22 protein-coding genes and 2 tRNA genes are annotated in these 24,457 nt (G+C 65.1%); 23 read left to right on the plus strand and 1 reads right to left on the minus strand.

Features of this window, described 5'->3' with window-relative positions; translation table 11 throughout:
* The first annotated feature begins 141 nt into the window (after positions 1–141).
* Complete coding sequence (locus tag G7Y49_RS08905; protein ID WP_165173038.1) at positions 142–1,467, plus strand: type II CAAX prenyl endopeptidase Rce1 family protein; 1,326 nt, start codon at positions 142–144, stop codon at positions 1,465–1,467.
* On the opposite strand, the gene G7Y49_RS12115 is transcribed toward G7Y49_RS08905, so the two are convergent.
* Positions 1,461–1,649: a hypothetical protein gene (locus G7Y49_RS12115; protein ID WP_206214612.1), complete on the minus strand. Its 189-nt coding sequence runs from the start codon at positions 1,647–1,649 to the stop codon at positions 1,461–1,463. The genes G7Y49_RS08905 and G7Y49_RS12115 overlap by 7 nt on opposite strands.
* Between G7Y49_RS12115 and typA the strand changes: the two genes are divergently transcribed.
* The 22 genes from typA (at position 1,648) to G7Y49_RS09015 (ending at position 24,240) form a co-directional block, all read left to right on the plus strand.
* Positions 1,648–3,459, plus strand: coding sequence for a translational GTPase TypA (gene typA / locus G7Y49_RS08910; protein ID WP_165173039.1), 1,812 nt, complete (start codon positions 1,648–1,650; stop codon positions 3,457–3,459). The two genes, G7Y49_RS12115 and typA, sit on opposite strands and share 2 nt — an antisense overlap.
* A gap of 431 nt (positions 3,460–3,890) precedes the next feature.
* On the plus strand, positions 3,891–5,207 hold the full coding sequence (locus G7Y49_RS08915) for a peptidylprolyl isomerase (protein WP_165173040.1): 1,317 nt from the start codon (positions 3,891–3,893) through the stop codon (positions 5,205–5,207).
* A 6-nt stretch (positions 5,208–5,213) separates the two neighbouring features.
* Complete coding sequence (locus tag G7Y49_RS08920; RefSeq protein ID WP_165173041.1) at positions 5,214–6,011, plus strand: ABC transporter ATP-binding protein; 798 nt, start codon at positions 5,214–5,216, stop codon at positions 6,009–6,011.
* Positions 6,012–6,091: 80 nt separating this feature from the next.
* Positions 6,092–6,183: transfer RNA gene (locus tag G7Y49_RS08925), tRNA-Ser, on the plus strand.
* Positions 6,184–6,318: 135 nt separating this feature from the next.
* A tRNA-Ser gene (locus tag G7Y49_RS08930) sits at positions 6,319–6,411 on the plus strand.
* A 663-nt stretch (positions 6,412–7,074) separates the two neighbouring features.
* Complete coding sequence (locus G7Y49_RS08935; protein WP_165173042.1) at positions 7,075–7,350, plus strand: BrnT family toxin; 276 nt, start codon at positions 7,075–7,077, stop codon at positions 7,348–7,350.
* The gene (brnA, locus tag G7Y49_RS08940; protein ID WP_241157358.1) at positions 7,325–7,582 is read left to right on the plus strand and encodes a type II toxin-antitoxin system BrnA family antitoxin; all 258 of its coding nucleotides are present in this window, start codon (positions 7,325–7,327) and stop codon (positions 7,580–7,582) included. Before G7Y49_RS08935 ends, brnA begins: the two co-directional genes overlap by 26 nt.
* Before the next feature lie 219 nt (positions 7,583–7,801).
* Positions 7,802–9,115, plus strand: coding sequence for a circularly permuted type 2 ATP-grasp protein (locus G7Y49_RS08945; RefSeq protein ID WP_165173043.1), 1,314 nt, complete (start codon positions 7,802–7,804; stop codon positions 9,113–9,115).
* On the plus strand, positions 9,097–9,780 hold the full coding sequence (locus G7Y49_RS08950; protein ID WP_165173044.1) for an alpha-E domain-containing protein: 684 nt from the start codon (positions 9,097–9,099) through the stop codon (positions 9,778–9,780). The genes G7Y49_RS08945 and G7Y49_RS08950 overlap by 19 nt, the downstream gene beginning before the upstream one ends.
* A 120-nt stretch (positions 9,781–9,900) precedes the next feature.
* Complete coding sequence (locus G7Y49_RS08955) at positions 9,901–10,761, plus strand: transglutaminase family protein (protein ID WP_165173045.1); 861 nt, start codon at positions 9,901–9,903, stop codon at positions 10,759–10,761.
* Positions 10,762–11,098: 337 nt separating this feature from the next.
* Positions 11,099–12,091 carry a M14 family metallopeptidase gene (locus G7Y49_RS08960; RefSeq protein ID WP_165173047.1) on the plus strand — a complete coding sequence of 331 codons (993 nt, stop codon included), beginning with the start codon at positions 11,099–11,101 and terminating at the stop codon, positions 12,089–12,091.
* A gap of 3 nt (positions 12,092–12,094) precedes the next feature.
* On the plus strand, positions 12,095–13,042 hold the full coding sequence (locus tag G7Y49_RS08965) for a M14 family metallopeptidase (protein WP_165173049.1): 948 nt from the start codon (positions 12,095–12,097) through the stop codon (positions 13,040–13,042).
* A gap of 332 nt (positions 13,043–13,374) precedes the next feature.
* Positions 13,375–13,896, plus strand: a complete 522-nt coding sequence (locus G7Y49_RS08970; RefSeq protein ID WP_165173051.1) for a hypothetical protein — start codon at positions 13,375–13,377, stop codon at positions 13,894–13,896.
* An 857-nt stretch (positions 13,897–14,753) separates the two neighbouring features.
* Positions 14,754–15,047 (plus strand): 30S ribosomal protein S6, encoded by a 294-nt coding sequence (gene rpsF / locus G7Y49_RS08975; RefSeq protein WP_165052674.1) that lies wholly within the window; start codon positions 14,754–14,756, stop codon positions 15,045–15,047.
* Positions 15,048–15,095: 48 nt separating this feature from the next.
* On the plus strand, positions 15,096–15,569 hold the full coding sequence (locus G7Y49_RS08980; protein WP_165173053.1) for a single-stranded DNA-binding protein: 474 nt from the start codon (positions 15,096–15,098) through the stop codon (positions 15,567–15,569).
* A 20-nt stretch (positions 15,570–15,589) separates the two neighbouring features.
* Positions 15,590–15,853, plus strand: coding sequence for a 30S ribosomal protein S18 (gene rpsR, locus G7Y49_RS08985; protein WP_165173055.1), 264 nt, complete (start codon positions 15,590–15,592; stop codon positions 15,851–15,853).
* 9 nt (positions 15,854–15,862) lie between these two features.
* Entirely contained in the window at positions 15,863–16,396 is a 534-nt protein-coding gene (rplI, locus tag G7Y49_RS08990; protein ID WP_165173057.1) for a 50S ribosomal protein L9, read from the plus strand.
* Between the two features lie 276 nt (positions 16,397–16,672).
* Complete coding sequence (gene dnaB, locus G7Y49_RS08995; RefSeq protein ID WP_165052666.1) at positions 16,673–18,085, plus strand: replicative DNA helicase; 1,413 nt, start codon at positions 16,673–16,675, stop codon at positions 18,083–18,085.
* A 3-nt stretch (positions 18,086–18,088) separates the two neighbouring features.
* Positions 18,089–19,363 carry a DNA repair exonuclease gene (locus tag G7Y49_RS09000; protein WP_165173059.1) on the plus strand — a complete coding sequence of 425 codons (1,275 nt, stop codon included), beginning with the start codon at positions 18,089–18,091 and terminating at the stop codon, positions 19,361–19,363.
* Complete coding sequence (locus G7Y49_RS09005) at positions 19,363–21,681, plus strand: AAA family ATPase (RefSeq protein WP_241157359.1); 2,319 nt, start codon at positions 19,363–19,365, stop codon at positions 21,679–21,681. The genes G7Y49_RS09000 and G7Y49_RS09005 overlap by 1 nt, the downstream gene beginning before the upstream one ends.
* A 296-nt stretch (positions 21,682–21,977) precedes the next feature.
* On the plus strand, positions 21,978–23,456 hold the full coding sequence (locus G7Y49_RS09010) for an RNA-binding domain-containing protein (RefSeq protein WP_165173061.1): 1,479 nt from the start codon (positions 21,978–21,980) through the stop codon (positions 23,454–23,456).
* A 556-nt stretch (positions 23,457–24,012) separates the two neighbouring features.
* The gene (locus G7Y49_RS09015) at positions 24,013–24,240 is read left to right on the plus strand and encodes a hypothetical protein (protein WP_165173063.1); all 228 of its coding nucleotides are present in this window, start codon (positions 24,013–24,015) and stop codon (positions 24,238–24,240) included.
* Positions 24,241–24,457 lie beyond the last annotated feature (217 nt).

Consider the following 24,457-nt stretch of genomic DNA (forward strand, 5'->3'; position numbering starts at 1 on the left):
AGTGCTCACAGCCGCGCACAGCGCCAAGGTAAAAAGTACCAAAGGGTAAACCTGTCTGAATCCCAGCTAACAGGCCTGTTAGCTGGGGATATGAAGTCGACTACCGTTCGCCGGTGTCAAAGACGGGAGTATACTTTACCCATGAAGATCAGAGACGCATACGCGCGGTACCCGCTTGTCACCATGGTGTGCGCGTTCGCGTTGGCGGGTGCCTGCTCGGGAGTTGTACGTGGAAGCGCCTTGGCTGCGCAGGCGGCGAGCACTGTGTTTGCCGCCGTTGTGGTCATGCTGCTGATAGGGCTGCTCGTGCCGCAGTCGTTCGGCAGGTTGGGCGGGCGTCTTCCGGGCGCGCGAATCCTTGGTGGTTCAGATGGCCGCCTGACGGATTCGCCTTTTTCCCACGGGCTCGACGTTCGCTTGACGGCTCCTCGAATGTTTCACGTGAAACATTACGTGTTGCCCATGCTGGCTGCGGCTGTTGGGGGAGCATGGAGCATGGCGAATGGCGCTGCGGGCGGAATGTTCTCGTTAAGCGTGGCGGATCTTGTGGAGCGCGGCGCCCTGGTTCTGCTGCTCTGCGCGGCGACGGCCGTCTTCGAGGAAGGTTTGTTCCGGGGGATCATGGTTCCCTGCGTAATCGAGCGTGTGCGTTCTGAGAAAAGGAGCGAAGAAAAACCTGGGGCAGAAGCGGAGGGTGAATTAGGGGAAAAGCCCAGAAGCGAAGGACTCCGCGCCAACCCCGCGCTCGTCGCAGCGGTGTTCAGCGCGCTCGTGTTCGGCATCCTTCACGTATCGGGGTCTTCAGATGGCAGCTCCCTTTCGCAGATCATCCTTGTCGGGGGAGCCTTCGACTCGCCTGCCGAATGTGCCTCCGCTGGATACGCTTCTGTTGAATTCGCTCCTGCTGGATATACTTCCGCTGGATGCGTCCCTGTCGGACACGCCCCCGCCGGACACGTCCCTGCCGGCGGCCCTTGCGATCCTTCGTCAGCGCTCTCCTTCGCAACCCCTTTCCCTACTCTCACCTCCACCTCCACTCCTGTTCTCGCTTTCTCTTCCGCTCCCGCCTCCGCTCTTGTTTCCACTCTCGCTCCCGTTTCCACTTTCGTCCTCGCCCCCGTTCCCGCCCCCGCCTGCGCCCCGCCTGTTCCCACACTCGCCCTCGTCCTCGTCGCCCAGGCTCTTCTCAAGGCGCTCCAGGCGGGGCTCTTCGGCTTCTGCATGGCGGCTGTGTTTTTGGAAACAGGGTCGATCAAACAGCCCGTGGTGATACACGCTGCCTTCAACGTGCTCTACCTGGGGCCCCTGCTGGTGGCGACCGGGGCCGTCCCCGCCACCTACCTCACGGGGAATTGTGGTGACCTTGCGGTGTTGGCGCTGACAATCGCGCTGTTATTGCCGCCGAGCGTCAAAAGCGCGCGATGGCTCGCGCGCGAAGTGGTACCATACAGCAGTTTCCGTCAGTAAGTCAGAAAAACAGCAACACCGTGCGGGAGTTTGCTCAGTGCGCGTAGATATGCGCGGGTGAACTTCGCCAAAGGTGCGAGAAAAAGCTCGGGGGTTTGCGCAACGCGCGCAGGGATGCGGCTGTCACGCGCGATGCCGTCGAGCATGCCAAGGGCATACCAAGAAGAGGGAAGAAGCAACATGAAGCAGGAGAACATTCGCAACGTCGCCATCATCGCGCACGTCGACCACGGCAAGACCACCTTGGTCGACCGCCTGCTGTGGGCCTCGCACGTGTTCCGCGAGAACCAGCAGGTGGCCGAGCGCGTGCTCGACTCCAACGACCAGGAGCGCGAGCGCGGCATCACCATCTTGTCCAAGAACATCTCGATCACGTACAAGGACGTGAAGATCAACGTCATCGACACGCCGGGCCACGCCGACTTCGGCGGCGAGGTGGAGCGCGTGCTCAACATGGCTGACGGCGCGCTGCTCATCGTCGACGCGTACGAGGGGCCCAAGCCGCAGACGCGCTTCGTCCTGTCCCACGCGCTCGAGCGCGGCCTGCGCATCGTGGTGGTCGTGAACAAGATCGACCGCCCGAACGCCGACCCCGAGGGCGCCGTCGACAAGGTGTTCGACCTGATGGTCGAGCTCGGCGCGTCAGACGAGCAGCTCGACTTCCCCGTGATATACGCTTCGGCCGTGAACGGCTACGCGCGCCTCGAGCCCGGCGACGACAACATGGACATGATCCCGCTGCTCGACATGATCCTCGAGGAGGTCCCCGCGCCCGACGTCGACGCCGACGGCCCGGTGGCCCTGCAGGTCTGCACCGTCGACCACAGCAGCTACGAGGGCCGCATCGGCGTGGGGCGCCTGCACAGCGGCACGCTGCACGAGAAGGAGCAGGTGCTCGTGGTGAAGGCCGACGGCGAGGACTACACCGCGCAGATTCGCAAGGTGTACACGTTCGAGAACCTGGGCAAGGTCGAGGTCCCCGAGGCGCACGCCGGCGACATCGTGGCCGTCATCGGCATCGAGGACGCCGACATCGGCGACATCATCACCAACCCCGAGAACCCCGTGTCCATGGAGCCCATCGCCGTCGAGGAGCCCACGATGGCCGTCGTGTTTGAGGCGTCCACCAGCCCGCTCGTCGGCCGCGAGGGCGAGATCGTCGGCGGCCGCCAGCTGAAGGAGCGCCTGCTGCGCGAGAAGGAGAGCAACATCTCCATGCGCATCCGCGAGACCGAGGACAAGACCGGCATCGAGGTGGCGGGCCGCGGCGTGCTGCACTTGTCCGTCCTCATGGAGACGATGCGCCGCGAGGGCTTCGAGTTCCAGGTGGGGCGCCCGCAGGTGGTGTACAAGGTCGACGAGCACGGCAACAAGCTTGAGCCGATCGAGGAGGCCACCGTCGACGTGCCGAACGACTACGCGGGCAAGGCCATCGAGGTCATGGGCACCGCTGGCGGCATCATGGAGGACATGGCGTCCGACGAGGCCATCACGCACCTTACCTTCCGCATCCCGTCGCGCGGCACCATGGGCCTCAAGACGCGCATCCTCAACGCCACCCACGGCGAGGCGGTGCTGTTCCACCACTTCAAGGAGTACGGCCCCTACTCGGGCGAGATGGCGGGCCGCAAGAACGGCGGCATGATCGCCATGTCGACGGGCAAGGCGGTGGCGTATGCGCTTGACACGCTCCAGGAGCGCGGTCGACTGTTCGTGGGCCCGGGCGATGAGTGCTACGAGGGCATGATCGTCGGCGAGTCGGCGAAGGACTCCGACATGGTGGTCAACGTGGAGAAGACGAAGAACCTGGGCAACCAGCGCTCAAGCACCGCGGACAAGGCCATCCAGCTCACGCCGCCGGTGACCTTCACGCTCGAGGAGGCACTCGAGTACATCGAGGACGACGAGCTCGTGGAGATCACGCCGAAGAGCATCCGCTTGCGCAAGCGCCTGCTGTCGGCGACCGACCGCAAGAAGGCCGCGAAGAAGTAGGGGCGCGCTTTCGGCGCGCGGGCGTCCCGCGCGCGCTTGTTTGCGTCGGCGTTCCGCCCGCGCCCGCTCGCGTTCGCACGTACCCCGCGCCCGCGTTCGCATCCAGCTCGCACTCTCACCGCATCCGCGTCCGCATTCCGCCCGCGGCCCTCTTCTTCGGGCGGTTTTTCTAAACGCGTTTCGCGAAAGGCCCCTCAGCTGCTGCAAGACCGTTGCAAGCTGAGGGGCCTTTTCGCTGCTTGCCCGCCGTTGGGCTCCCCTTCCGCAAACGCCACGCGCGCGTGCGTCCTCCCGCCGCGAGTATTCGTCGCATGTGGAACGAAAGTGGTCATATTGTGCGCGTTCTCCCACGTCATTGTCCGTATGCGAAAATACACGCCGAAACTACCACGGGGCTTGACGGTAGCCCCGTGTTCTCGGGAGGAACAAGCATGAAGAAGATGTCTTTTGCGAAGAGCATTCTCGCGGCGGGGTTGGCAGCGGCGTGCGTGTGGGGCCTTGCGGGTTGCACGGCGGAATCGACGAGCTCGAACGGCGTGAAGCTCACGGGAGGCGTGGCCGCCACCGTCAACGGCGTCGAGATCGCGGAAGACGACGTGACCATCATGATCGAGAATCAGCGCGCGGCGAACTCGCTCGACACCGAGGACGCGTGGGGCAAGTACCTCGCGCAGTCCGGCAGCACGCCCGAGAAGATGCGCGAGTCCTTCATCGACGGGTTCATCGGGCAGGAGCTCATCCGCCAGTTCGCCGAGGAGCGCGGCGTGACGGTCGACGGCGCCCAGGTTGAGGAGGGCTTCGAGAAGACGCGCTCGAACTACGCTGACGACGAGAAGTGGCAGGAAGCCCTGAAGTCGAAGAACCTCACCGAGGACACCTACCGCGACAACATCCGCTTCTCGCTGCTGTACCAGGGCGTGACCGACTCGTTCGCGGTTGAGAACCCGTCCGACGAGAGCATGCTGACCTACGGCAAGATGTTCTCCACCTCCTACAACGGCGCGAAGAAGTCGTCGCACATCCTGTTCGAGGCGGGCGACGAGGCCACCGCGCAGCAGGTGCTCGACCAGATCAACGCCGGCACGCTCGACTTCGCCGCCGCGGCGCAGCAGTACTCCAAGGACAGCTCGGCGGCCGACGGCGGCAACGTGGGCTGGGACAAGCTCACCACGTTCGTGACCGAGTACCAGGAGGCGCTCGACGGGCTTGAGGTCAACCAGGTGAGCGGCTTGGTCACCACCGACTACGGCATTCACATCATCAAGTGCACTGAGGTGTTCACGGCGCCTGAGGAGCTGACCGACGTCAACCAGCTGCCCGCTGAGTTCATCGAGCGCGTGCGCACGTACGCGGCGGACTCCGAGAAGAGCGAGGCGCTTGACGCGTGGCTGAAGGAGAAGCGCGACGCGTCTGACGTGGTGATCAACGACATGCCCGAGGGCCTGCCGTACGACGTCGACATGAGCAAGTACGAGACCGAGGGCAGCTCAGACGCCGAGGCTGCCAGCGACGGCGCTGACGCTGCCGGCGACGGCTCGGGCGCTGACGCCCAGGGAACCGACCCGGCTGACGGCGCTGAGGGCGCCGCGGGTGAGGGCGAGGCGGCAGGCGAAGGCGAGGCTGTGAACGGCGACGCTGCTGCCGAGAGCTCGGCTGCCACCGCCGCTGACACCGCTGCCGGTGACGCTGCGGCCAACGCCGTCGAAGGATCTTCCGCAAGCACGTCCTCCCAGCCCGCGGAGTCGTAGCCCTTCATGGACAACCCTGCTCTTCCCTTCCTCGAGCTGCGCGACGCGGTGGTGCGTCGCGCAGCTCGCGACATTCTGTCGGTTGAGTCGCTCGTGCTGCCCGAAGGCGAGTCGGTGGCGCTCCTGGGTCCGAACGGCTCGGGCAAGTCGACGCTCATCAGCCTGATCACGCGCGAGGCGTTCCCGCTGCACCGCGACGAGCCGCCGGTGCTCTTCCGCGGTCGCGAGCGCGCGACGCTCGAGGAAGTGCGCGCGTGCCTGGGGATCGTGTCGTCGACCATGCAGGACCAGATCACCGTTCACCTCCCCGCCGTTGACGTGGTGGTGGGCGGTCTGTTCGGCGCGCTCGGCGTCCCCCGACGGTTCAACGTGACCGAACGGCAGCGCCGACGCGCCTACGACGTCATGGAGGAGCTCGGCATCGCCGACTTGGCGCCGCGCGACATCATGACGCTCTCGACGGGGCAGGCGCGCCGCGTGCTCATCGCGCGCTCGCTCGTGCACGACCCTGACGTGCTCGTATTCGACGAGCCGTGCACCGGGCTCGACCCCGAGGGGATGTACTACGTGCGCCGCACCATGCGCGCGCTGGCGCAGGGCGGCCGCGCCATCATCCTGGTGACGCACTATCCCGAGGACATCATTCCCGAGATCAACCGGCTGGTGCTGATAAAGGGCGGCCGCGTGTTCGGCGACGGCTCCAAGGGAGAGCTGCTCACGGGCGAGCGCATGAGCGCGCTGTTCGACGTTCCGCTCGAGGTGGCGGAATCCGGCGGCTACTATGCGCTGGTGAGCCGCTACTAGCGAAAAATCCCTCTTGTTCAAGGGAAAAATCTGAGTTAAAATACATAGTCGCTGCATCAGCCATGCAGCTGTAGGTACGCGGAGAGATGTCCGAGCTGGCCGAAGGAGCACGATTGGAAATCGTGTATGCGCCAAAAGCGTATCTGGGGTTCGAATCCCCATCTCTCCGCCATTTGAAATTACGGGAAGCGCGTCGATGTTTCACGTGAAACATTTTGATCAGCGCTTCGTTTTATATTGATGCGGCGTGCGAACTTCGCGTTCTGCGCGCAGGCGCTTGAGAAAGCCCGAGCGCCGCACCCCATGCGGAGGGGTGGCAGAGTGGTTGAATGCGGCGGTCTCGAAAACCGTTTTACGCGTAACCCGCGTAACGAGGGTTCGAATCCCTCCTCCTCCGCCATTTGTTTTTAAGAGAAACCCCAGGTCAGATGGGGTTTCTCTTTCCGATAACCCGCAATAAACCGCTGTGTTTTTGGCAAACTATGGCAAACAGAGTTCCCCGTGAAGCGCGTCTGCGCTGTTTTGTCAAATTATTTTTGTGGCAAGTTTTGGCAGAGAAAAAAAAGCGGCCATCGCCGCCCCGTATGCCGATATGCCGGATGATCTCGCAGAGGTTTCATCTGGTGGCGAAGACGCTATAATGCAGGCGTACCAGCAAAGCCCGTCTGTCGGTTAACAGTTCAACGGGCGGCGCGGGTTTGGTTTAAGGGCGATAGCGGCTACTATCGCCCTTCATCCTCCTACCGTCCCCCCCGACTACCGCGGCTCCGTGCCCGCCTCCCCCACGTGCGCATCCTCCCGTGTGCGTAGCCGCCATCGGCAGCGTCCCGAAGGCGTTCTCGGTCTTGGGGTCGTCCATGCATGCGCCGCCTCGGCTCTCACGCAGGTTTGCTCGACGCGCACGGCGCGAGCCTCCATGTCCACGCTCTTCCAGTCGCGGGTCTCGATCTCTTCCTGGCGGAGCTCACCGCTGCCCTGTGAGTGCTCAGAAAGGCAACGTTATCTCTTATATTGCCAGCAGATACATGTAGGGTATACAATGGAGGTGCAAAAGGAGGAAAGCATGGCATTCGAGTATGACCCGAACAAGAGCGCGGCCAACAAGGAGAAGCATGGCATCGACTTCGAGGAGGCGCAGGGGCTTTGGGATGACGAGTGGCGCATGGCGACGGCTGTGCGATACAGAGGCGAGAGGCGCGAGCTTCTGATAGCGCACTATGCGGGAAGCTGCTGGACGGCCATCTACACCATGCGCGGCGAGAGAATCCGCATCATCTCAGTCAGACGGGCAACGCAGAAGGAGGTTGCATACTATGACCGCAAACGCAACGAGCGATAGGAGCCTTGAGGCTATGTTCGACGAGGGAACGGACATGACGGAGTTCATCGTAGACGAGGAGACCCGCTTCCCCGGGCAGGACGATGCTGCCCGCAAGATAAACATCAGCATGCCGGAGTGGATGATCAGCGAGTTGGACGCGACCGCGAGGCACCACGCGGTCTCCAGGCAGGCCGTGATAAACCTCTGGATCGGGGAGCGGCTCGCCGAGGAGAAGAGGGCCCTGGCATAGTTGGGAAGGCGAAGACGCCCTCCCCTCATTCCCGCGTGGTAATTTGCCTGCGTAACGGCTTGGCAACGTGGTTTCGCTTACAATGGTTTGGTGAAGCGCAGCGGCGGGGATTGCGCGTTCGCGGGCTTCGCATGATGCACCGCGTGTGCGCTGGGTTGCTTCAGCGCCGACGGTGCCCAGGACGAGGGCTGGAACCGGCTAGGTTCAGAAGAGGGCGCCATGTACACGAGGCTCGTGAGCCATACCGACAAGATCAACCAGCAGCTTGCGCGGTATGGGGTCAAGTTCGGCATCTACAAAGGCGGCGTGTTCGAGGAGCGCCTGTTCCCCTTCGACGCCGTGCCGCGCATCATCGAGGCGGATCGGTGGCAGCACCTCGAGCGCGGGCTGATCCAGCGCGTCGACGCGCTGAACGCCTACCTGCGCGACCTCTACAACGAGGCGCAGATCATCCGCGACGGCGTCGTGCCCGAGCACTTCGCCTACGCGTCGTCAGGCTACCTTCCCCAGTGCGAGAACACCATGCCGCCCGAGGGCATCTACTCGCACATTTCCGGCATCGACCTGGTGGAGGGCAACGACGGCGAATGGTACGTGCTCGAGGACAACCTGCGCATCCCCTCGGGCGCGTCGTATCCGCTCATCGCGCGCAACCTGTGCCGCCGCTGCGACGCCGACACGTTCCGCGAGGTGCCGCTCGTCGACAACCGCGACTACGGCAGCCGCCTGAAGGACGTGATGGACAACGTGAACCGCGGCGGCATCAACGTCGTGCTCACGCCCGGGCGCTACAACGCGGCGTACTTCGAGCACAGCTACCTGGCCGAGAAGATGGGCGCCGTGCTCGCCGAGCCGAGCGAGCTGTTCGTGGAGGACGAGGTGCTGTACTACCGCGACTCGACGCGCAACGCACGCGTGGGCGCGGTGTACCGCCGCCTGTCGGACGAGTACCTCGACCCGCTGTGCTTCCTGCCCGAGAGCCTCATCGGCGTGCCGAACCTCATGTGCGCGTACCGCGCGGGCAACGTGGCCATCATCAACGCGCCCGGCAACGGCGCAGCCGATGACAAGGGCATCTACTATTTCGTTCCGCAAATGGTGGAATACTACCTCGGCGAGAAGCCCATCCTGAAGAACGCGCCCACGTACCTGCCGTACTACCCTGATGACCTGGCGTATGTGATGGAGAACGCCGAGAACCTGGTGATCAAGGACGTGGCGGAGGCCGGCGGCTACGGCGTGGTGTTCGGCTGCGAGCTTGAGCCGGAGAAGCTCGCCGAGCTGAAGGACCTCGTGCGCGCCGAGCCGCGGCGCTTCATCGCGCAGGAGGTCATCGACTTCAAGTGCCTGCCCACGTGGATCAACCACGAGATGGTCCCGCGCAAGGCGGATCTGCGCGCGTTCGTCCTCTCGGGCGAGAAGACCGCCGTGTGGCCGAGCGGCCTCACGCGCTACGCCCGCCAAGAGGGCTCTTCCGTCGTCAATTCGTCTCAAGGAGGAGGGTTCAAGGACACATGGGTACTCTCTCGCTAGAACGCGTCAACCGCCTGCTGTGGCTGGGCCGCTACGTCGAGCGCTGCACCACCACGCTGCAGTTCATCTTGGCCACCTATGACGCCGCGCTCGACTCGACCGAGGGCAACTGGAAGGGCCAGCTCGAGGAGCTCGGCTTCGACCAGGACAACGACGACCCGGTGGAGTTCTTCCACGAGTGCCTGTTCAGCCGCACGCTGACCGCTTCGACGCACTACTCCATGTCGGCGGCGTACGACAACGCGGTGGTGCTGCGCGACGTCATCGGCACCGAGTCGTGCGCCTACGTGCAGATGGCGCTGAACGAGATCGAGCGCGCGGAGGTGTCGCCCACGCCGCTTCTCGACCTGCAGACGGTCATCGACATGATCATGGCGTTCAAGGGCTCGTGCGACGACTACATCGCGAACGACTCCGCGCGCAACATCATCAAGTGCGGCATGTCGATCGAGCGCATGGATCTGTACGTGCGCCTGAACTACCATCTGGGGGACTTGCGGAAGGAGACGCAGAAGCTCGCGACGCGCGTGGACCGCACCGGCATCTCGTACGACCGCCACGCGTTCAAGGAGCTCATCGACAAGATCTTCTCACCGCGCTTCCCCGATGAGGTTACGTACGAGGAACTCGGGAGCATGCTCGAGCTGATCGCGCGCGTGTTCTGAGAGGATGTGCGCAGGCGCAGGGTGCGGGATTCGTTGCGGCCTTCCTCGGGACGTTTTGCGAAACGCGTTTCGCAAAACACGCCGAAAGGGAGGGAGGTTGCGTTATTTGGAGGAACGTCTATGAGGATGCTCTCATATGTTTTCGAAACGTCGCTGGCGTTCAGCGAGCCGGTCACAGACCACAGCTTCGTGCTGCGCTGCCTGCCGAAGTCGACGAACACGCAGAAGGTGATGGAGTCGCAGGTGTTCACGCGCCCGCGCATCCCGCTGTCGGAGCAGATCGACGGCTTCGGCAACCGCATCGTCGTGGGGTACTGCCCCTCCGCGCACGAGTCCTTCGACTTCTACGCCACGGGGTTGGCCATGGTGGAGCCCGACGACGCGGGCCCGACGCCCGCGCACCCGATGTTCCTGCAGGCCACGAAGCTGACGATGCCGAGCGACGCGCTGCGCGCGCTGGCGAAGGAAGAGGCGCAGGCGGCTGGCTGGAGCGCGAAGGGCAGCGCGAATACGTGGGAGCTTGCGCAGCGCCTGTGCACGCGCGTGTTCGACTCCTTCGAATACGCCCCGGGCGCGACGGACACCACCACCACGGCTGCCGAGGCGTACGAGGCGGGGCGCGGCGTGTGCCAAGACTACGCGCACGTGCTCATCGCGCTGTGTCGCGCGCTGGGTATTCCTGCGCGCTACGTCACGGGGCTCATGGTGGGCGAAGGCGCCACGCATGCGTGGGTCGAGGTGCACGACGGCGAGCGCTGGCGCGGCCTCGACCCCACGCACAACTGCGTGGTGGATGACCGCTACATGCTCTTCGCCACGGGCCGTGACTTCGAGGACTGCCCCATCGAGCGCGGGATGTTCCGCGGGAACGCCGAGCAGACGCAGAAGGTGTCCGCCTCGCTCGGCGACGACGCGCCGGCGGTGAACGCGACCACGGCGCACCTCGCCAAAGCGGTGGCTGCTGAGGCGAAGGCGAAGTAGCGCCGGCCCTCTCGGGGCGCGAACGTCGGCAACCCTTCCCTGCGTGCTTTCCGCGCGTTACGCGCGCCCTGCGTCGCCGTCTTCCATGCGGCTTCGCGTGCGCCGGTTCACGCCAATCCGCCCGTCCGGACGTCGGAGGACTCGCCTCCGCCCACCCATCCGCCCGTCCGTTTGTTAATTGGCTGCTACGTTCAGAGGCGAGTGTTTCACGTGAAACACTCGCCCTTATAATTTCGGGTGACAACTTTTCGGCGCTTGCCGCATGCTGGCCCATTCGCTGGCCTGCCAGGCGCCCCTTGGCAACCGAGAGAGCACGAAACAATATGGTAGAAGCAACATGGTAGAGACCGTTTTCTCCGCAGAGCTTCCGGTGCGGGAGCATCTGCTGGTGCAGAAGAACCGCATCATCGGGGCTGACCTCGCGCGCGAGGCGGGCGTCGCCCCTGGCGAGCCGTCCGCGTCCGCCGCGCGCCCCGAGCTGCTGGAAGCCGCGCCGCGCATGGCGGTCGTCACGGGCATCCACGGCGACGAGCTCGAGGGCCAGCACGTGGCGTTCGAGCTGGCGCGCATCTTGCGCGCGCACCTCGACCAGGTGCACGGCATCATCGACATATACCCCGCCATCAACCCGCTGGGCATCAACTCCATCGAGCGCGGCGTCCCAGGTTACGACCTCGACCTCAACCGCGTGTTCCCCGGTGATGCCGTCGGCTCGCTCACCGAGGCGCTTGCGGCGGCGGTGATCGACGACATCAGGGGTGCGCAGGCGTGCGTCGACATCCACGCGTCGAACATCTTTCTGCGCGAGATGCCCCAGGTGCGCATCAACGAGGAGAGCGCCGCGGAGCTCCTCCCGCTTTCGCACCTGATCAACATCGACTTCGTGTGGGTGCACGCGTCGGCCACGGTGCTCGCGTCAACGCTGGCGTACTCGCTGAACTCCATCGGCACGAAGACGCTGGTGGTTGAGACGGGCGTGGGCATGCGCATCACGCCGCACGAGACGGCGCGCCTCACGCACGGAATGCTGCGCCTGGCGAACCACTTCGGCATCTGGAGCGGGGAGTTCGGCCGCTACGGCATGCCCATGGTCAGCGGCGACCATCGCGTGAGCTTCCTCAACGCGAGCGCGGCGGGCGTGTTCCTCCCGAGGGCGGCGCACGGCAAGCGCGTGGGGAAGGACGAGCTCATCGGCGTGATCGTCGATCCGCTGGAAGGCGTGGTGCGCGAGGAGGTGCGCTGCCCGGTGAACGGGCTGCTGTTCACCTTGCGCGAGTACCCGGTGGTGTATCCCGGCTCGCTTCTGGCGCGCGTTCTGGGAGGTGAGTGAGGCATGGAGACGCTGAGGCTGTTCGAGCTCGACACGCCGTATCGCGAGCGGATGACCATCGAGGCGTACGCGTTCGGCCCCGCCGACGCCGCCACGTCGGTGGCCGTGGTGGGCGCGATGCGCGGAAACGAGGTGCAGCAGACCTACATCTGCGCGTCGGTGGTCAAGCGCCTGCAGGAGATGGAGCGCGAAGGCGCGCTCACGGGCGACGTGCGGGTGACGGTGATCCCCACGGTGAACTCGTTCTCGATGAACATCGCGCACCGCTTCTGGCCGATGGACAACACCGACGTCAACCGGATGTTCCCCGGCTACGACCAGGGCGAGACCACCCAGCGCATCGCCGCCGGGCTCTTCCGCGCGATCGAGGGCTGCACGTACGGCATCCAGCTATGCAGCTTCTACCTGCCCGGCGAGTTCGAGCCACACGTGCGCGTGACCGACACCGGCGCCATCGACCTGGCGCGCTCATGGGAGCTGGCGAAGCTGTTCCGCTTCCCCTACGCCATGCTGAAGGAGCCTGCGCCCTTCGACACCACCACGCTCAACTACAACTGGCAGGTGTGGGACACCTACGCGTTCTCGCTGTACAGCCCCAAGACGGAGCGCATCGACGAGGAGTCGGCGGCGTTCGTGGTCGACTGCATCATGCGGTTCCTGTACGGCGTGGGCGCGGTGAGCGCCGACATGCCGCCGCGCTGCGCGACAAGGCTGCTGCGCGAGTCCGACCTGGTGAACGTGCGGACGACGCGCGCGGGCTTCTTCAAGCGGGCGGCGTACGTGGCGTCGAAGGTGAGGCGCGGCGACGTGCTCGCCGAGATCCTGTCGACGCAGGACTGCTCGGTGCTCGAGACGCTTCTGAGCCCCTGCGACGGCACGGTGTTCTTCCGCCACGGGCCCGCCATGGTGAACGGCGACACGATAGCGTTCAAGATCGCCCCCGAGAAGTAGCGCGCAAGTTCGGCTTCGAGAAACAGGGTGCGCAAGTTCGTCCCCAAGGGGCGGACGCACGGACTCTGGAATGCGGACTCGACTGTTGCATCATTTCGGCGTGTTTCCTGGCGTGTTTTGCGGAACGTGCTTCGCAAAACACGCCGAAGAGGGGGTGTTGGGACGTTGGGGGCCTTGGGGGCGTTGGGTGTGCTGGGCTGCTGGGGGAGAGGCATGCTCATAAGGCGGGTTTGCTTCTTGGGTGGAAGAATGGGAACATCTGCTCCCGCACGGTGGGAGAGGTGTGGCGAATGTGCGACAATACCGACAGCCTACAACGAAAGGAGGCCGTCATGGCCGATCGCGACGTGGAAAACGCAAGCCAGGAAGTCCCCGAGATTCCTGAGATTCTGGAGAAGGCGCTGCTGTTCGCCCTCGACGAGGCGAAGGGCAAGATGGACCAGGGCGCCGAGGTGATCCCCTTCACCACGCTGGTTGTGAAGGACAACCTGTTCATCGAGACGCATCCGGGCGAGGACGCCGAGGAGTGCTTCAACTTCGCGCGCCACACCGTCGAGGGCGCGCGCGGCGCCGAGGCGTACGCGCTGTGCTATGACGGCTATGTTGGGACGGACAGCGGCATGCTCGACGCGCTTATCGCCGAGGGCGGCGTTCCGGGCTCCGACGACGGCTACGCCATCGGGTATCTGTACACCCAGGAGGAAGGCTGCGAGCCGATATTCGAGGTCGATCCCGTCTACGTGGGCGAAGCCCCCAACTTCATGGGCGGCTTGAAGGAGGCCTCCGAGTACGCCGACGAGGAGATCGAGGAGAAGTACCTCGAGGAAGACGAGGTTGAGGACGTCGAAGAATAGGGCTGCGTTTCGCGCTACTCCCTGACGCGCCTGCGCGCTGCTCGCTGTCGTTCGCGTCCCTCTGACGTGCCCTCGCGCGGTTCGCATTTCGCCCTGCGCGACTCTCACGTGCATCTTGCAGAAGCGGCCAGCTGCCCCGATACCCATGCGGGGCAGCTGGCCGCTTCCTCGCTCCTCCGCCGCGTTCTCTCCCTCTCCCCCTCGTCTTCCCATTGCGTCCTCTTCGCGTCGGGTTGCGGTGGCTTTCTGCCTGATTCCTGCCAGGTCGAAGCGACAATTCGCCAGCTTTTCGCCAGAATGCAGCGCCTGTCCGTTGCCTTCGCGCCGAAGTACGGCACTCTTTCCACCTCCTTTGCGCCAAAACGCGGCGCCCCCTTCGCCTCCTTCGCACCGAAGCGCAGCGTTCCACCACCGCCTTTGCGTCAGGTGGCGGCGCGCAATCGGTTCCTTCCATCCGCCTCGCGGCAAAGCCCCCGCCCTCACGCTGCGCGGCGGATTCGCCAAGTCCCCGCCATCGGCTTGTCAGACGGCGCCGCTATGCTGAGGGGCAAGAGCTTCGGCAACCCCGTGAGGCGAGCAACCCGAAGGAAACTCGGCAGGAGGAGCGCCCGCGCGGGGCTGTCAGGGCCGGCGTTCGGCGCGCGCGGCGTGGCGCGAGAAGTGACAGGGCGGGACATGGGCGGGATCACGAACGGCCCCACGCCTCGCGCGACGAACGCATATGTGTGGTAAACGTGATCGAGGGAAAATCGGCGGGTATGCAAGGCGAGGCTCTTTGGTATACTAGGCAGGCTGTATCCTGCCCCGGTGAGAGCCTTCACCAGCCCGGGGCCGTAAAGTCCAAAGGAGGTGAGCTGATGAAGGCTTATGAACTGCTGTTTTTTGTCGCTCCTACTATCGACGAAGAGACGCGCGCGGGTGTTATGAAGCGCATCGAGACCACGATCGCCGCTGGCGAGGGTTCCATCGACAACGTCGACGCGTGGGGCAAGCGCAAACTCGCTTACGAGATCAATGGTCTGACCGATGGTGACTACACTCTCATCGATTTCCACGCTGATCCCCAGAACATCGCCGAGCTCGATCGCGTGCTGCGCATCACCGATGCGGTAGTGCGTCATATGATCGTGGCCCGCACGGATCGCGACTAGTGAGAGATCGGGCGGCAGCAAGCCGCCCCAGCATGAGGAGAGGTGGAAATGAGCATCAATCGAGTTGTTATCAGCGGTAACCTGACGCGTGACCCTGAGCTTCGCCAGACGCAGTCCGGCATGCCCGTGATGAGCATGGGCGTTGCGGTGAACGACCGCCGCAAGAACCCGCAGACCGGCGAGTGGGAGGACTATCCCAACTTCATCGACTGCACCATGTTCGGCACGCGCGCGCAGAGCCTCAGCAACTACCTGACCAAGGGCACCAAGGTCTCCATCGAGGGCAAGCTTCGCTGGAGCCAGTGGGAGCGCGACGGCCAGAAGCGCAGCAAGATCGAGGTTATCGTCGACGAGCTCGAGTTCATGTCGAGCCGCAACAGCGGCGGTGCTCACAACTCCGGCGACTACGGCGCGCCGGCGTACAACGCCCAGCCTGCGTACAACGCGCAGCCCGCGTACAGCGCCCCGGCCCCCGTCATCGACGCCTCTTCTTCGGTTTATGACGAAGACATCCCGTTTTAAGCGAAAGTTGAGAGGTTAATATGGCCGATTACGCTAAGCAGCCTCGTCGTAAGTACTGCCAGTTCTGCAAGGATAACGTCGAGTACGTCGACTACAAGGATACGCAGATGCTGCGCAAGTACGTTACCGATCGTGGCAAGATCAAACCCCGCCGCGTGACGGGTGCCTGCACCCAGCACCAGCGCGACATTGCGAACGCCGTCAAGCGCGCTCGCGAGATGGCTCTCATGCCCTACGTTGTCCCCGCTGTGAGCGGTCGCGGCGACCGTCGCAATCGTGGCTAAGGAGGACACATGAAGGTCATTCTGCTGAAGGAACTCAAGGGCAAGGGCGGCGAAGGCGACGTCATCGACGTGGCCGCGGGCTTTGCCAACAACTACCTGCTCACCCAGGGCTACGCCGTGAGGGCCACCAAGGGCAACCTCAAGCAGCTCGAGGAGCGTAAGAAGAACATCGCGAAGCGCGAGGAAGTGCGCATCGCTGACGCCAACGCCCTGGCCGAGAAGCTCAACGCCGCCAAGGTGTTCGTGGCTGCCCAGGTGGGCGAAGAGGGCCAGCTGTTCGGCTCCGTCACCTCCACCATGGTCGCCGAGGCCATCGAGGCCGAGCTCGGCATCGAGATCGACAAGCGCCGCGTGGAGCTGGGCAAGCCGATCAAGGTTGCCGGCGAGCATGAGGTCATCGTGTCGCTGTACCGCACCATCAAGGCCACTGTCACCGTCACCGTCGGCGACAAGAAGGTTGCCGAGGTCGAGGAGGCCGTTGAGGCTGAGGCCGAGGAAGCGGCCGAGACCGAGGCCGTCGAGGCTGCCGAGGACGCCGAGTAGCACCTGCGCGTATGCGCGGGCTCGCGTGAGGCGGTTCCGCCGAACGAACCCGGTGCGCGCGCACGCGGCGCTTCGCGCACGGCGCTTCGCACGCCACGTGCCTGCGTCCGAAACGCAAGCGAACTCCCCTTGCCCCACGTGGGCGAGGGGAGTTTTCCTTTCAGGGGCGCGCCTTGGCGCCTTTGCGCTACCATAGGACTGTTCCGCAAACCACCTCGCAAGCGCCGTGCCAAGCAGCCGTGCCAAGCGTCGCACCAAGCAGAAGGAAAGAAGCCGATGCCCGCTCCCGCCTCAACCTCGCATACGCAACGCACCACCGTCGACGCGGCCAAGCGCGCGCAGCTCCCGCAGAACATCGAGGCAGAGCAGTCGGTGCTGGCGGCGTGCATGCTGAACACCGAGGTGGTCGAGGAGCTGATCCTGCGCCTGAAGCCCGAGAACTTCTTCCGCCCGGCGCACCGCATCATCTTCGAGTCGGTCTACGACCTCTCCGTCCGCCGCATCCCCGTGGACCCCATCGCCCTGGCCGACACGCTGCAGGCGAAGGGCCAGCTCGAGGCCGTGGGTGGCCGCGCATATCTGGCTGAGCTCGCTGACAACACCTTCGCGCTCACCAACTGGCAGCGGCACGCCGACATCGTGAAGCGCACGGCCATCTTGCGCGAGCTGGTGTACGCGGCCGCCGACATCAACGCGCTCGCCTACGACGCGCCCGACGACCTCAACCAGGTGGTCGAGGAGGCGGAGAAGACGCTGTTCAACGTCACGGAGAAGCGCGTGTCATCGTCGTTCGTGAAGATGGACACGCTCATCACCGACGCGTTCGAGGAGATATCGAAGCTCGCCGCGCAGGGCGACCACATGGCGGGCGTGCCCACGGGCTTCCGCGACGTCGACAACTTGTTCCACGGCTTCCGCGGCGGTGACCTGGTCATCCTCGCCGCGCGCCCCGGCGTCGGCAAGACCTCGTTCGCGCTGAACATGGCCGTGAACGCGGCGAAGGCGGGCACGGCTGTGGCGTTCTTCTCCTTGGAGATGAGCGCGGGGCAGCTCGTGCAGCGCATCCTGTGCGCCGAGGCGCGCGTGAGCCTGTCGAAGATCCGCGGCGGCTTCGTGTCCGAGGGCGACTGGGGCGCCATCGCCGACGCGTCGAACACGCTCTCGAAGCTCGAGGTCTACATCGACGACTCGCCGGGCCTGTCGATCCTCGAGGCCCGCGCGAAGGCGCGCCGCGAGCTGCGGCACGCGGCGGGGCAGGGGCGCGGCCTCATCATCGTGGACTACCTGCAGCTCATGCAGCCGCCCGCCGTGCGCAAGGACGGCAACCGCGCCGTCGAGGTCGGCGAGATCTCGCGCGGCCTGAAGGTGCTCGCGAAGGAGATGGACATGCCGGTCATCGCGCTCTCGCAGCTCTCCCGCGCGGTGGAGATGCGCGGCAAGAAGCGCCCGATGCTGTCTGACCTGCGCGAATCGGGCTCCATCGAGCAGGACGCCGACATCGTCATGTTCATCGACCGCTCCATGGACGACATGGAGGCGGAGAGCGAGGATCGTCCTGACCTGGGCACGGCCGAGCTCATCGTGGCGAAGCACCGCAACGGCGCCACCCGGGACATCACGCTGGCATTCAACCCGGAGTACACCAAGTTCATGGACTTCATCGACGACTCGCGCGTAGGCGGGTTCTAGCCCATGCCGCGCCGGCTTACGTTCATCCACGCGGCCGACCTGCACATCGGCGCGCCCTTCCGCGGCCTGCGCGCGCTGTCGCCCGAGTGGGCCGACCGCCTGTGCGAGGCGATCCCCGAGGCGTACGACCGCCTGATCGACGCGGCGGTCGCGCGCGCGGTCGACTTCGTGGTGATCGCGGGCGACGTGTTCGACGAGGCGCGCGCCTCCTACGCCGACTACCTGCGGTTCTTCAAGGGCATCGAGCGCTTGGGCGAGGCGGGCATCAAGGCGTACCTGTGCACGGGCAACCACGACCCGTACGCCCAGTGGCAGCAGGACTTCTTCGCGCTCCCCGCGAACGCGACGATGTTCGCCGCCGACAAGCCCAGCTTCGCCCTGTTCGAGCGCGCGGGCGAGCCGCTCTGCGTGCTCGGCGGCCGCGGCTACCCCAACAAGGTGTGGCCGGCCGACCGCGACATCGCCGAGGGCCTCACGCGAGCATCTGCCGAGGTCGCGCTCGGGCCGCGGGCCGTCGAGGCGCCGTTCGGCGTGGGCGTGCTGCACACCGGGCTCAACCTCGACCCGGCGAAGGCGCCCACGAGCCCCGTGCGGCTGCGCGCCGCCGGGTTCGACTACTGGGCGCTCGGGCACATCCACCAGCGCTTCGTCGACAACCCGGAGGACCCGCGCCTCGTGTTCTCGGGCTGCATCCAGGGGCGTGACGTGAAGGAGACGGGCCCGCGCGGCGTGAGCCTGGTGACGCTCGAAGAGGGCGCGCCGAACCGCGTGGAGTTCATCCCCACGGCCAGCGTGGCGTGGCAGCGCTACGCGGTGGACGTGGGGGAGTGCGCGTCGCTTCCCGCCGTGGCCGACGCGGTGATGCGCGCGCAGTTCGCCGCGAGCAACACGGCGCAGTGCGAGGAGATGATCTCGCGCATCACGCTCGAGGGCGCCACGCCGCTGCATGACGTGCTGGCGCGTCCCGGCGTGATGGAGGATCTGCGCGCGACGCTCAACGAGGCGCGCCCCGACTTCTTCGTGGACGCGCTCGTGGACAAGACCACGCGCCCGCTCGACCGCGACGCCCTGCGCGCCGAGGGGATGTTCCCCGCGGCGGTGCTCAGCGCGGCGCAGACCCTGCGCGCGACGCATGACGAGCAGGTGGGCTTCTTGCAGGAGGAGTTCCTGCGCCGCGGCGTGCCGATGCCGCGCGGGGTGACCGCCGACCTCGACGCCTTGATCGGCGAGGCGGAGAACCTCGTGCTCGACCTGCTCGTCCAGGAGGGTGATCGCTGATGGCCCCCTATCTGAGGCACGTCAAGATGGAGAGCTTCGGCGCCGCGCGCGACCGCGTGGTGGGGCCGTTCTCGCCGCACCTCAACGTGGTGTTCGGCGCCAACGAGTCGGGCAAGACGACGCTCGCGGCGTTCGTGGGCGGCGTGCTGTTCGGCTGGGACGAGGCTCGCGGCGGGCGCAACGCCTACAAGCCGCGCGGCACCGAGCGCGCCGGGTCGCTGTTCTTCGAGGAGCGGGAAGAAGGTGCGGAAGGGGAGCGGGGCGACGCGCTGTCGGGCAGCGTGCTAGTCGGCGGCGCGTTGGCGCGCGGCACGGCTCCCGAGCGCCTCGGCGCCTCCGGCCTTGCTGGCGCCCCCGGCTTTGCTGGCGCCCCCGGCCCCGCCGCCCCGCTCGAGCTGCGCCGCGTGCGCAACGCCGACGGCCTGCAGGGCGACGCAAGCCTGGTCGACGACATCGACAAGGACACCTTCCGCGCCGTGTTCTCCCTCACGAGCGACGAGCTGCGCAGCCTGCGCAACACCACCGACGTGACGGCGCGCCTGCTCACAGCCGGGTCGGGCACGGGCGCGTCGCCGGCGCAGGCGCTCGGCGTCGTGCAGGAGCGGCTGGCGGAGTACACCTCGCGCGCGGCGAGCGCGCAGAGCTCCATCGTGCAGCTGACCGAAGAGCGCGACGAGATCCGCCGCGCGCTGCGCGCCGCCGCGGAGGAGATGGAGAACAGCCGCGCGCAGGACCGCGAGTTCCATGCGATCGAGCCTGAGCGCCAGCGCATGAGCGAGCGCGTGGACCGCCTGAACGCGTCCGTCGAGAGCCTGTCGGTCTGCCGGGCCGGCTTGGAGAAGCTCGGCTCGGAGGCGGCGTCGCTGCGCGTCGAGCTCGAGCACCTCCACAACGAGGAGCGCCGCGCGGTGGCCGCGCGCCGCTCACGCGAGCAGGCGGTCGGCCGCGTGCTCGCGCGCCTGACGGGCGCGGAGGACCGAGCCGCGCGTGAGCGCCTTGAGGCGCTTGCGGAGCGTGAGGCGAAGCAGGCGCACCTGCTCGACGCCGCGCGCGAGGACTACGCCGCCGCGCGCGCCGCCTACGAGGCGCTTCTGGAGACGCAGCGTCGCGCTGACCAGGGGCGGCCCCACCTGCGCCGCGGCGTGCAGGTCGCGGTCACGGCGGCCATGTTCGCGTTGCTCCTGTGCCTGGGCGTCCCGCTGTTCATCCAGGGGCGCGCCGCGGGCAGCCTGTCATATACGTCATTGGGCCTGGTCATGGTGTTCTTCGGGCTCCTCTTGGCCGCGTCGGCCCTCGTGCTCCTGTTCCGTCCCGATCGTCGCGACGAGGAGCGCCGCGAGCGCCTCGAGGCCGCCCACGAGGCGATGTCCCAGTGCGCCAAGCGCCTCGAGCTGGGCGAGCAGGCGCAGGCCGAGTTTGAGGGCGCCGTGCGCGCCGACCTCGCCGAGATGGGGTTGGGAGACGCGGACGCTTCTCTGCGCCGTGCCCGCGTGCTGCTCGACGACGCCCGCGACGCCCGCGCCGAGATGGCGCTCGACCGCCAGCGCCAGCGCTCGGCCACGCAGCGCGTCAACGAGGTGGAGGCGCGCCTGGGGGAGATAGCCGCGCAGCAGGCGCTTTTGTGCGAGCGCGCGGGCGTGCCCGCCGAGGTGACGCTCGCCGCGCTCGACCAGGAGCTCGCGCGCTGCACGAGCGAGCGCGCCGAGGCGCTCGAGAAGACCGAGGCGCTCAACCGCCGCTGGGGCGAGCTGAGCCGTGAGCTCGCGCAGGCGCGCCAGGCGCGCGAGTTCGACAAGCTCAAGACGCGCTACCACGAGCTCAAGACGCGCATCGACGAGGCGTCGGTCGACCTCGCGCGCCTGCTCTTGGCGCAGCGCATGCTGGAAGACGCCGTGGCGGCGTGGAAGTCGAAGAGCCAGCCTGAGGTGTTCGCCCAGGCCAGCCGCCTGCTGGCGCTCATGACGGACGGGCGGTGGACGCGCGTGGCGCTCACCGACGCCGGCGAGGTGCAGGTGACCGACAGCACGCTCACCACGCGCGAGCCCAACCTGCTCTCGCTGGGGACCTGCCAGCAGCTCTACCTGGCGCTGCGCATCGCGCTCCTCACGTGCGCGCCCAACGTGGGCCGCGCCGTCCCCGTGCTCGCCGACGACATCCTCGTGAACTTCGACGCCGAGCGCCGCCGCGGCGCGGCGCGCGCCCTCGCCGAGCTCGCGGAGACGCGCCAGGTGATCCTCCTCACCTGCCACGAGGAAGTGGTGCGCGTGCTCCAGGAAGCCACCGCCCCCATCCACCCCGCCACCCTCATCAAGCTGTAGGGCGCGGGGTGCGAGGGGGCGCCTACGCGCTGGGCGCTTGCAAACTCGGGAAGTTCCCGTGCCTGGCGATCCCCTGCGCATGGAGCGTGCCCATGCCGAAGTGCCCGCACCCAACGCTCTCCTCATCCCCGGCTCGACGCCCTCGACAACAAAAATGTCGAGGACTCGACAAAATTTTATCGAGTCCTCGACAAATCGCTTGACGAGTTTGTCGAGCCATGTGATACTGAGCCGCAAGTCAAGGGAACATGCAGGTACATGCGCCCTAGTGGAGCCCGATCAGCAGGAGGTGTTCCATGCCGATCCCTGTTAACATAGATGACCTGGTCAACCGCCGCGTTGTCGAGTCGGCGCGCATCGAGTTCAAAAGCGGGTTCAACCCCAATGCGGTCGTCCACACCATCTGCGCCTTCGCAAACGACATTGATAACATAGGCGGAGGGTACCTCGTCTTGGGCGTCGAGGAGGAGAACGGTGTGCCCGTCCTCCCGCCCAAGGGGATACCCCAAGACGAGATCGACGGCATCCTCAAGAGGATGGTGGGCTTTTGCCACCGAATAGAGCCCCTTTACAATCCCATCGTGGAGCCCGTTCTCTTTCAGGGGGCGTACCTCGTGGTCATCTGGGTGCCAGGAGGGCACGGGCGCCCCTACAAGGCGTGCAAGGACGTGCATTCTGCAGGATCAGCCAAGCACTATTACATCCGCAAGTTCAGCAGCACGGTGGTGGCCTCGCCCGACGAAGAGAAGGAGCTCTTCTACATTTCGACGGACATTCCCTTCGACGACCGACCGAACTTGCTGGCAAATGTTGATGACCTGGACCTGGGCCTGATGCGTCAGCACCTCAGGAAGATCGGCAGCGACCTCTACGAGCATTCGGCGAAGTTGAGCACACTTGACCTTGCGCGCGACATGCAGCTGGTCTCGGGGCCGGTTGAGGATGTGCGGCCCTTGAACGTCGGCGTGCTCATGTTCACGGAGCATCCCGAGCGATTCTTCCGCTATGCGCGCATCGAGGTGGTCGACATCCCCGACCCAACGGGAGCCGACATGGTGGAGAAGGTGTTCACGGGCCCCATCCAGCGCCAGCTCGAGGATGCCCTCGCGTACGTGAAGAACTACGTGATCAAGGAGAAGGTGTCGAAGAGCCCGGAGCGCGCCGAGGCGGCGCGAGCATTCAACTATCCGTACGCGGCGGTCGAGGAAATCCTGGCGAACGCGGTCTATCACCGGTCATACCAGATCAGCGAGCCTATCACGGTGAGGGTCACGCCCGATGCCCTTGAGGTCACGAGCTTCCCCGGGTTCGATCGCAGCATATCGGACGAGGATGTTGCCGAGCGCAAGATCAGGGCGCGCAGCTACCGCAACCGTCGCATCGGGGACTTCCTGAAGGAGCTGAGGCTCATAGAGGGACGTAACACGGGCTTTCCCAACGCGTACAAGGCGCTTGAGGCGAACGGCTCGCCCGCCCTCGAGTTCTTCAGCGACGAGCAGCGCGGGTTCCTCTCGGTGGTCATCCCGGCGCACCCCGCTTTTGCTCCGGGCCAAAAGGCGGGGTGCGAGAAGGTGCGCCTGTACGAGCAGCGCATTCTCGACGCATTGGAGAAGGAAGATATGACGCTTACGGACCTTGCGCGTGCGATGGGCTACAAGGGCATTTCCAAGAAGCTCTCGAAAACCGTCGAGGCCCTTGAGATAAGGGGCGTGCTGGAGAGGAGAATCCCCGAAGGCAGCACCCGCGTGCTGGTCTGCCTGGTGGGACGGGAATAGAACGACAGGAAAGACGTTGTACGCCCGAAGATCGTCCAGGATAATTTGCCGTTTCACGCACCTCTAGCGGTAACCCATGATCTGGCAGATGAAGGGGCAGTAATAGAAACGTTGCTGTGTAAGGGCTGGTATGGCTGTCTAGGAGGTTGCTTTGGTTGAGCCGCATCAACGGACTCTCGTTTTTCTTGCGTGACCCAAAGCGTAGTAATGCAGAGTTTTCGGGCAGCGGATATGCATCTTGCTGCCCAGGATTCGCTGTATTGTTGGGAAGGCTTCACGTGAAACATGCCAAGTAGTGTGCGTATGGCTGCCTTGTCTATTGAGTCAGAGTATTCTCGTAGGGCAGATCTAAGTTTGCGGGAGTTCTTGAGAGTGCTCGCAAAACAATAGAACTCTCTTCAAAAACAACGCTGAAGTGTCGATTGATACTGACTGCGAAAGAATCGAGCATGTTCTTAAGGAGCATGTGCGCCCGCTGCGTGCAGCTCAACAGCATGCTCTTGTCGCTCGTCTGGTAGACTGATAGTGCTTTGATCAACAAGACAGAGGCGTATGTATGAGAGTTAATCTCTTTATCAAGGACAGGACGAGCATAGCTGCGTTACCGCTGGTGATGGCGTTCGTTCTGGCTTTGCTTTTCCTTGGTGGTTGTGCCGACCAGGTCGCTGAAGAAAGTTCTTCCAACGTGGAAGAGTCCTTGAGCATCGACTCTTCTTGGGGCTACATCGAGCCACATCCTTCACTACTCATAGTCAACGCTACCGATTCGCCTTGGATAATCTGAGCCTTCGTCCTTCGGGGATGAGATAAACTTCAGGATGCCCAACAAGGCGTCCGCTCGGGCTACGTTTTCCTGTTTGTAAGCCCTAGAGAGTCCATGCGATTTTGTCCCTGACGTCGATTGTGGGCCTTTCCGAAATCCGTGTTGCCGATAACCCAAGAACATTAACTTGATCAGGCGATTTACATGAGAGGTAAGGCGGCAACACCAGATTCAGAAG

Origin of the sequence: Adlercreutzia sp. ZJ242 (assembly GCF_011038995.1) — a bacterium.
GTDB lineage: Bacteria > Actinomycetota > Coriobacteriia > Coriobacteriales > Eggerthellaceae > CAAEEV01.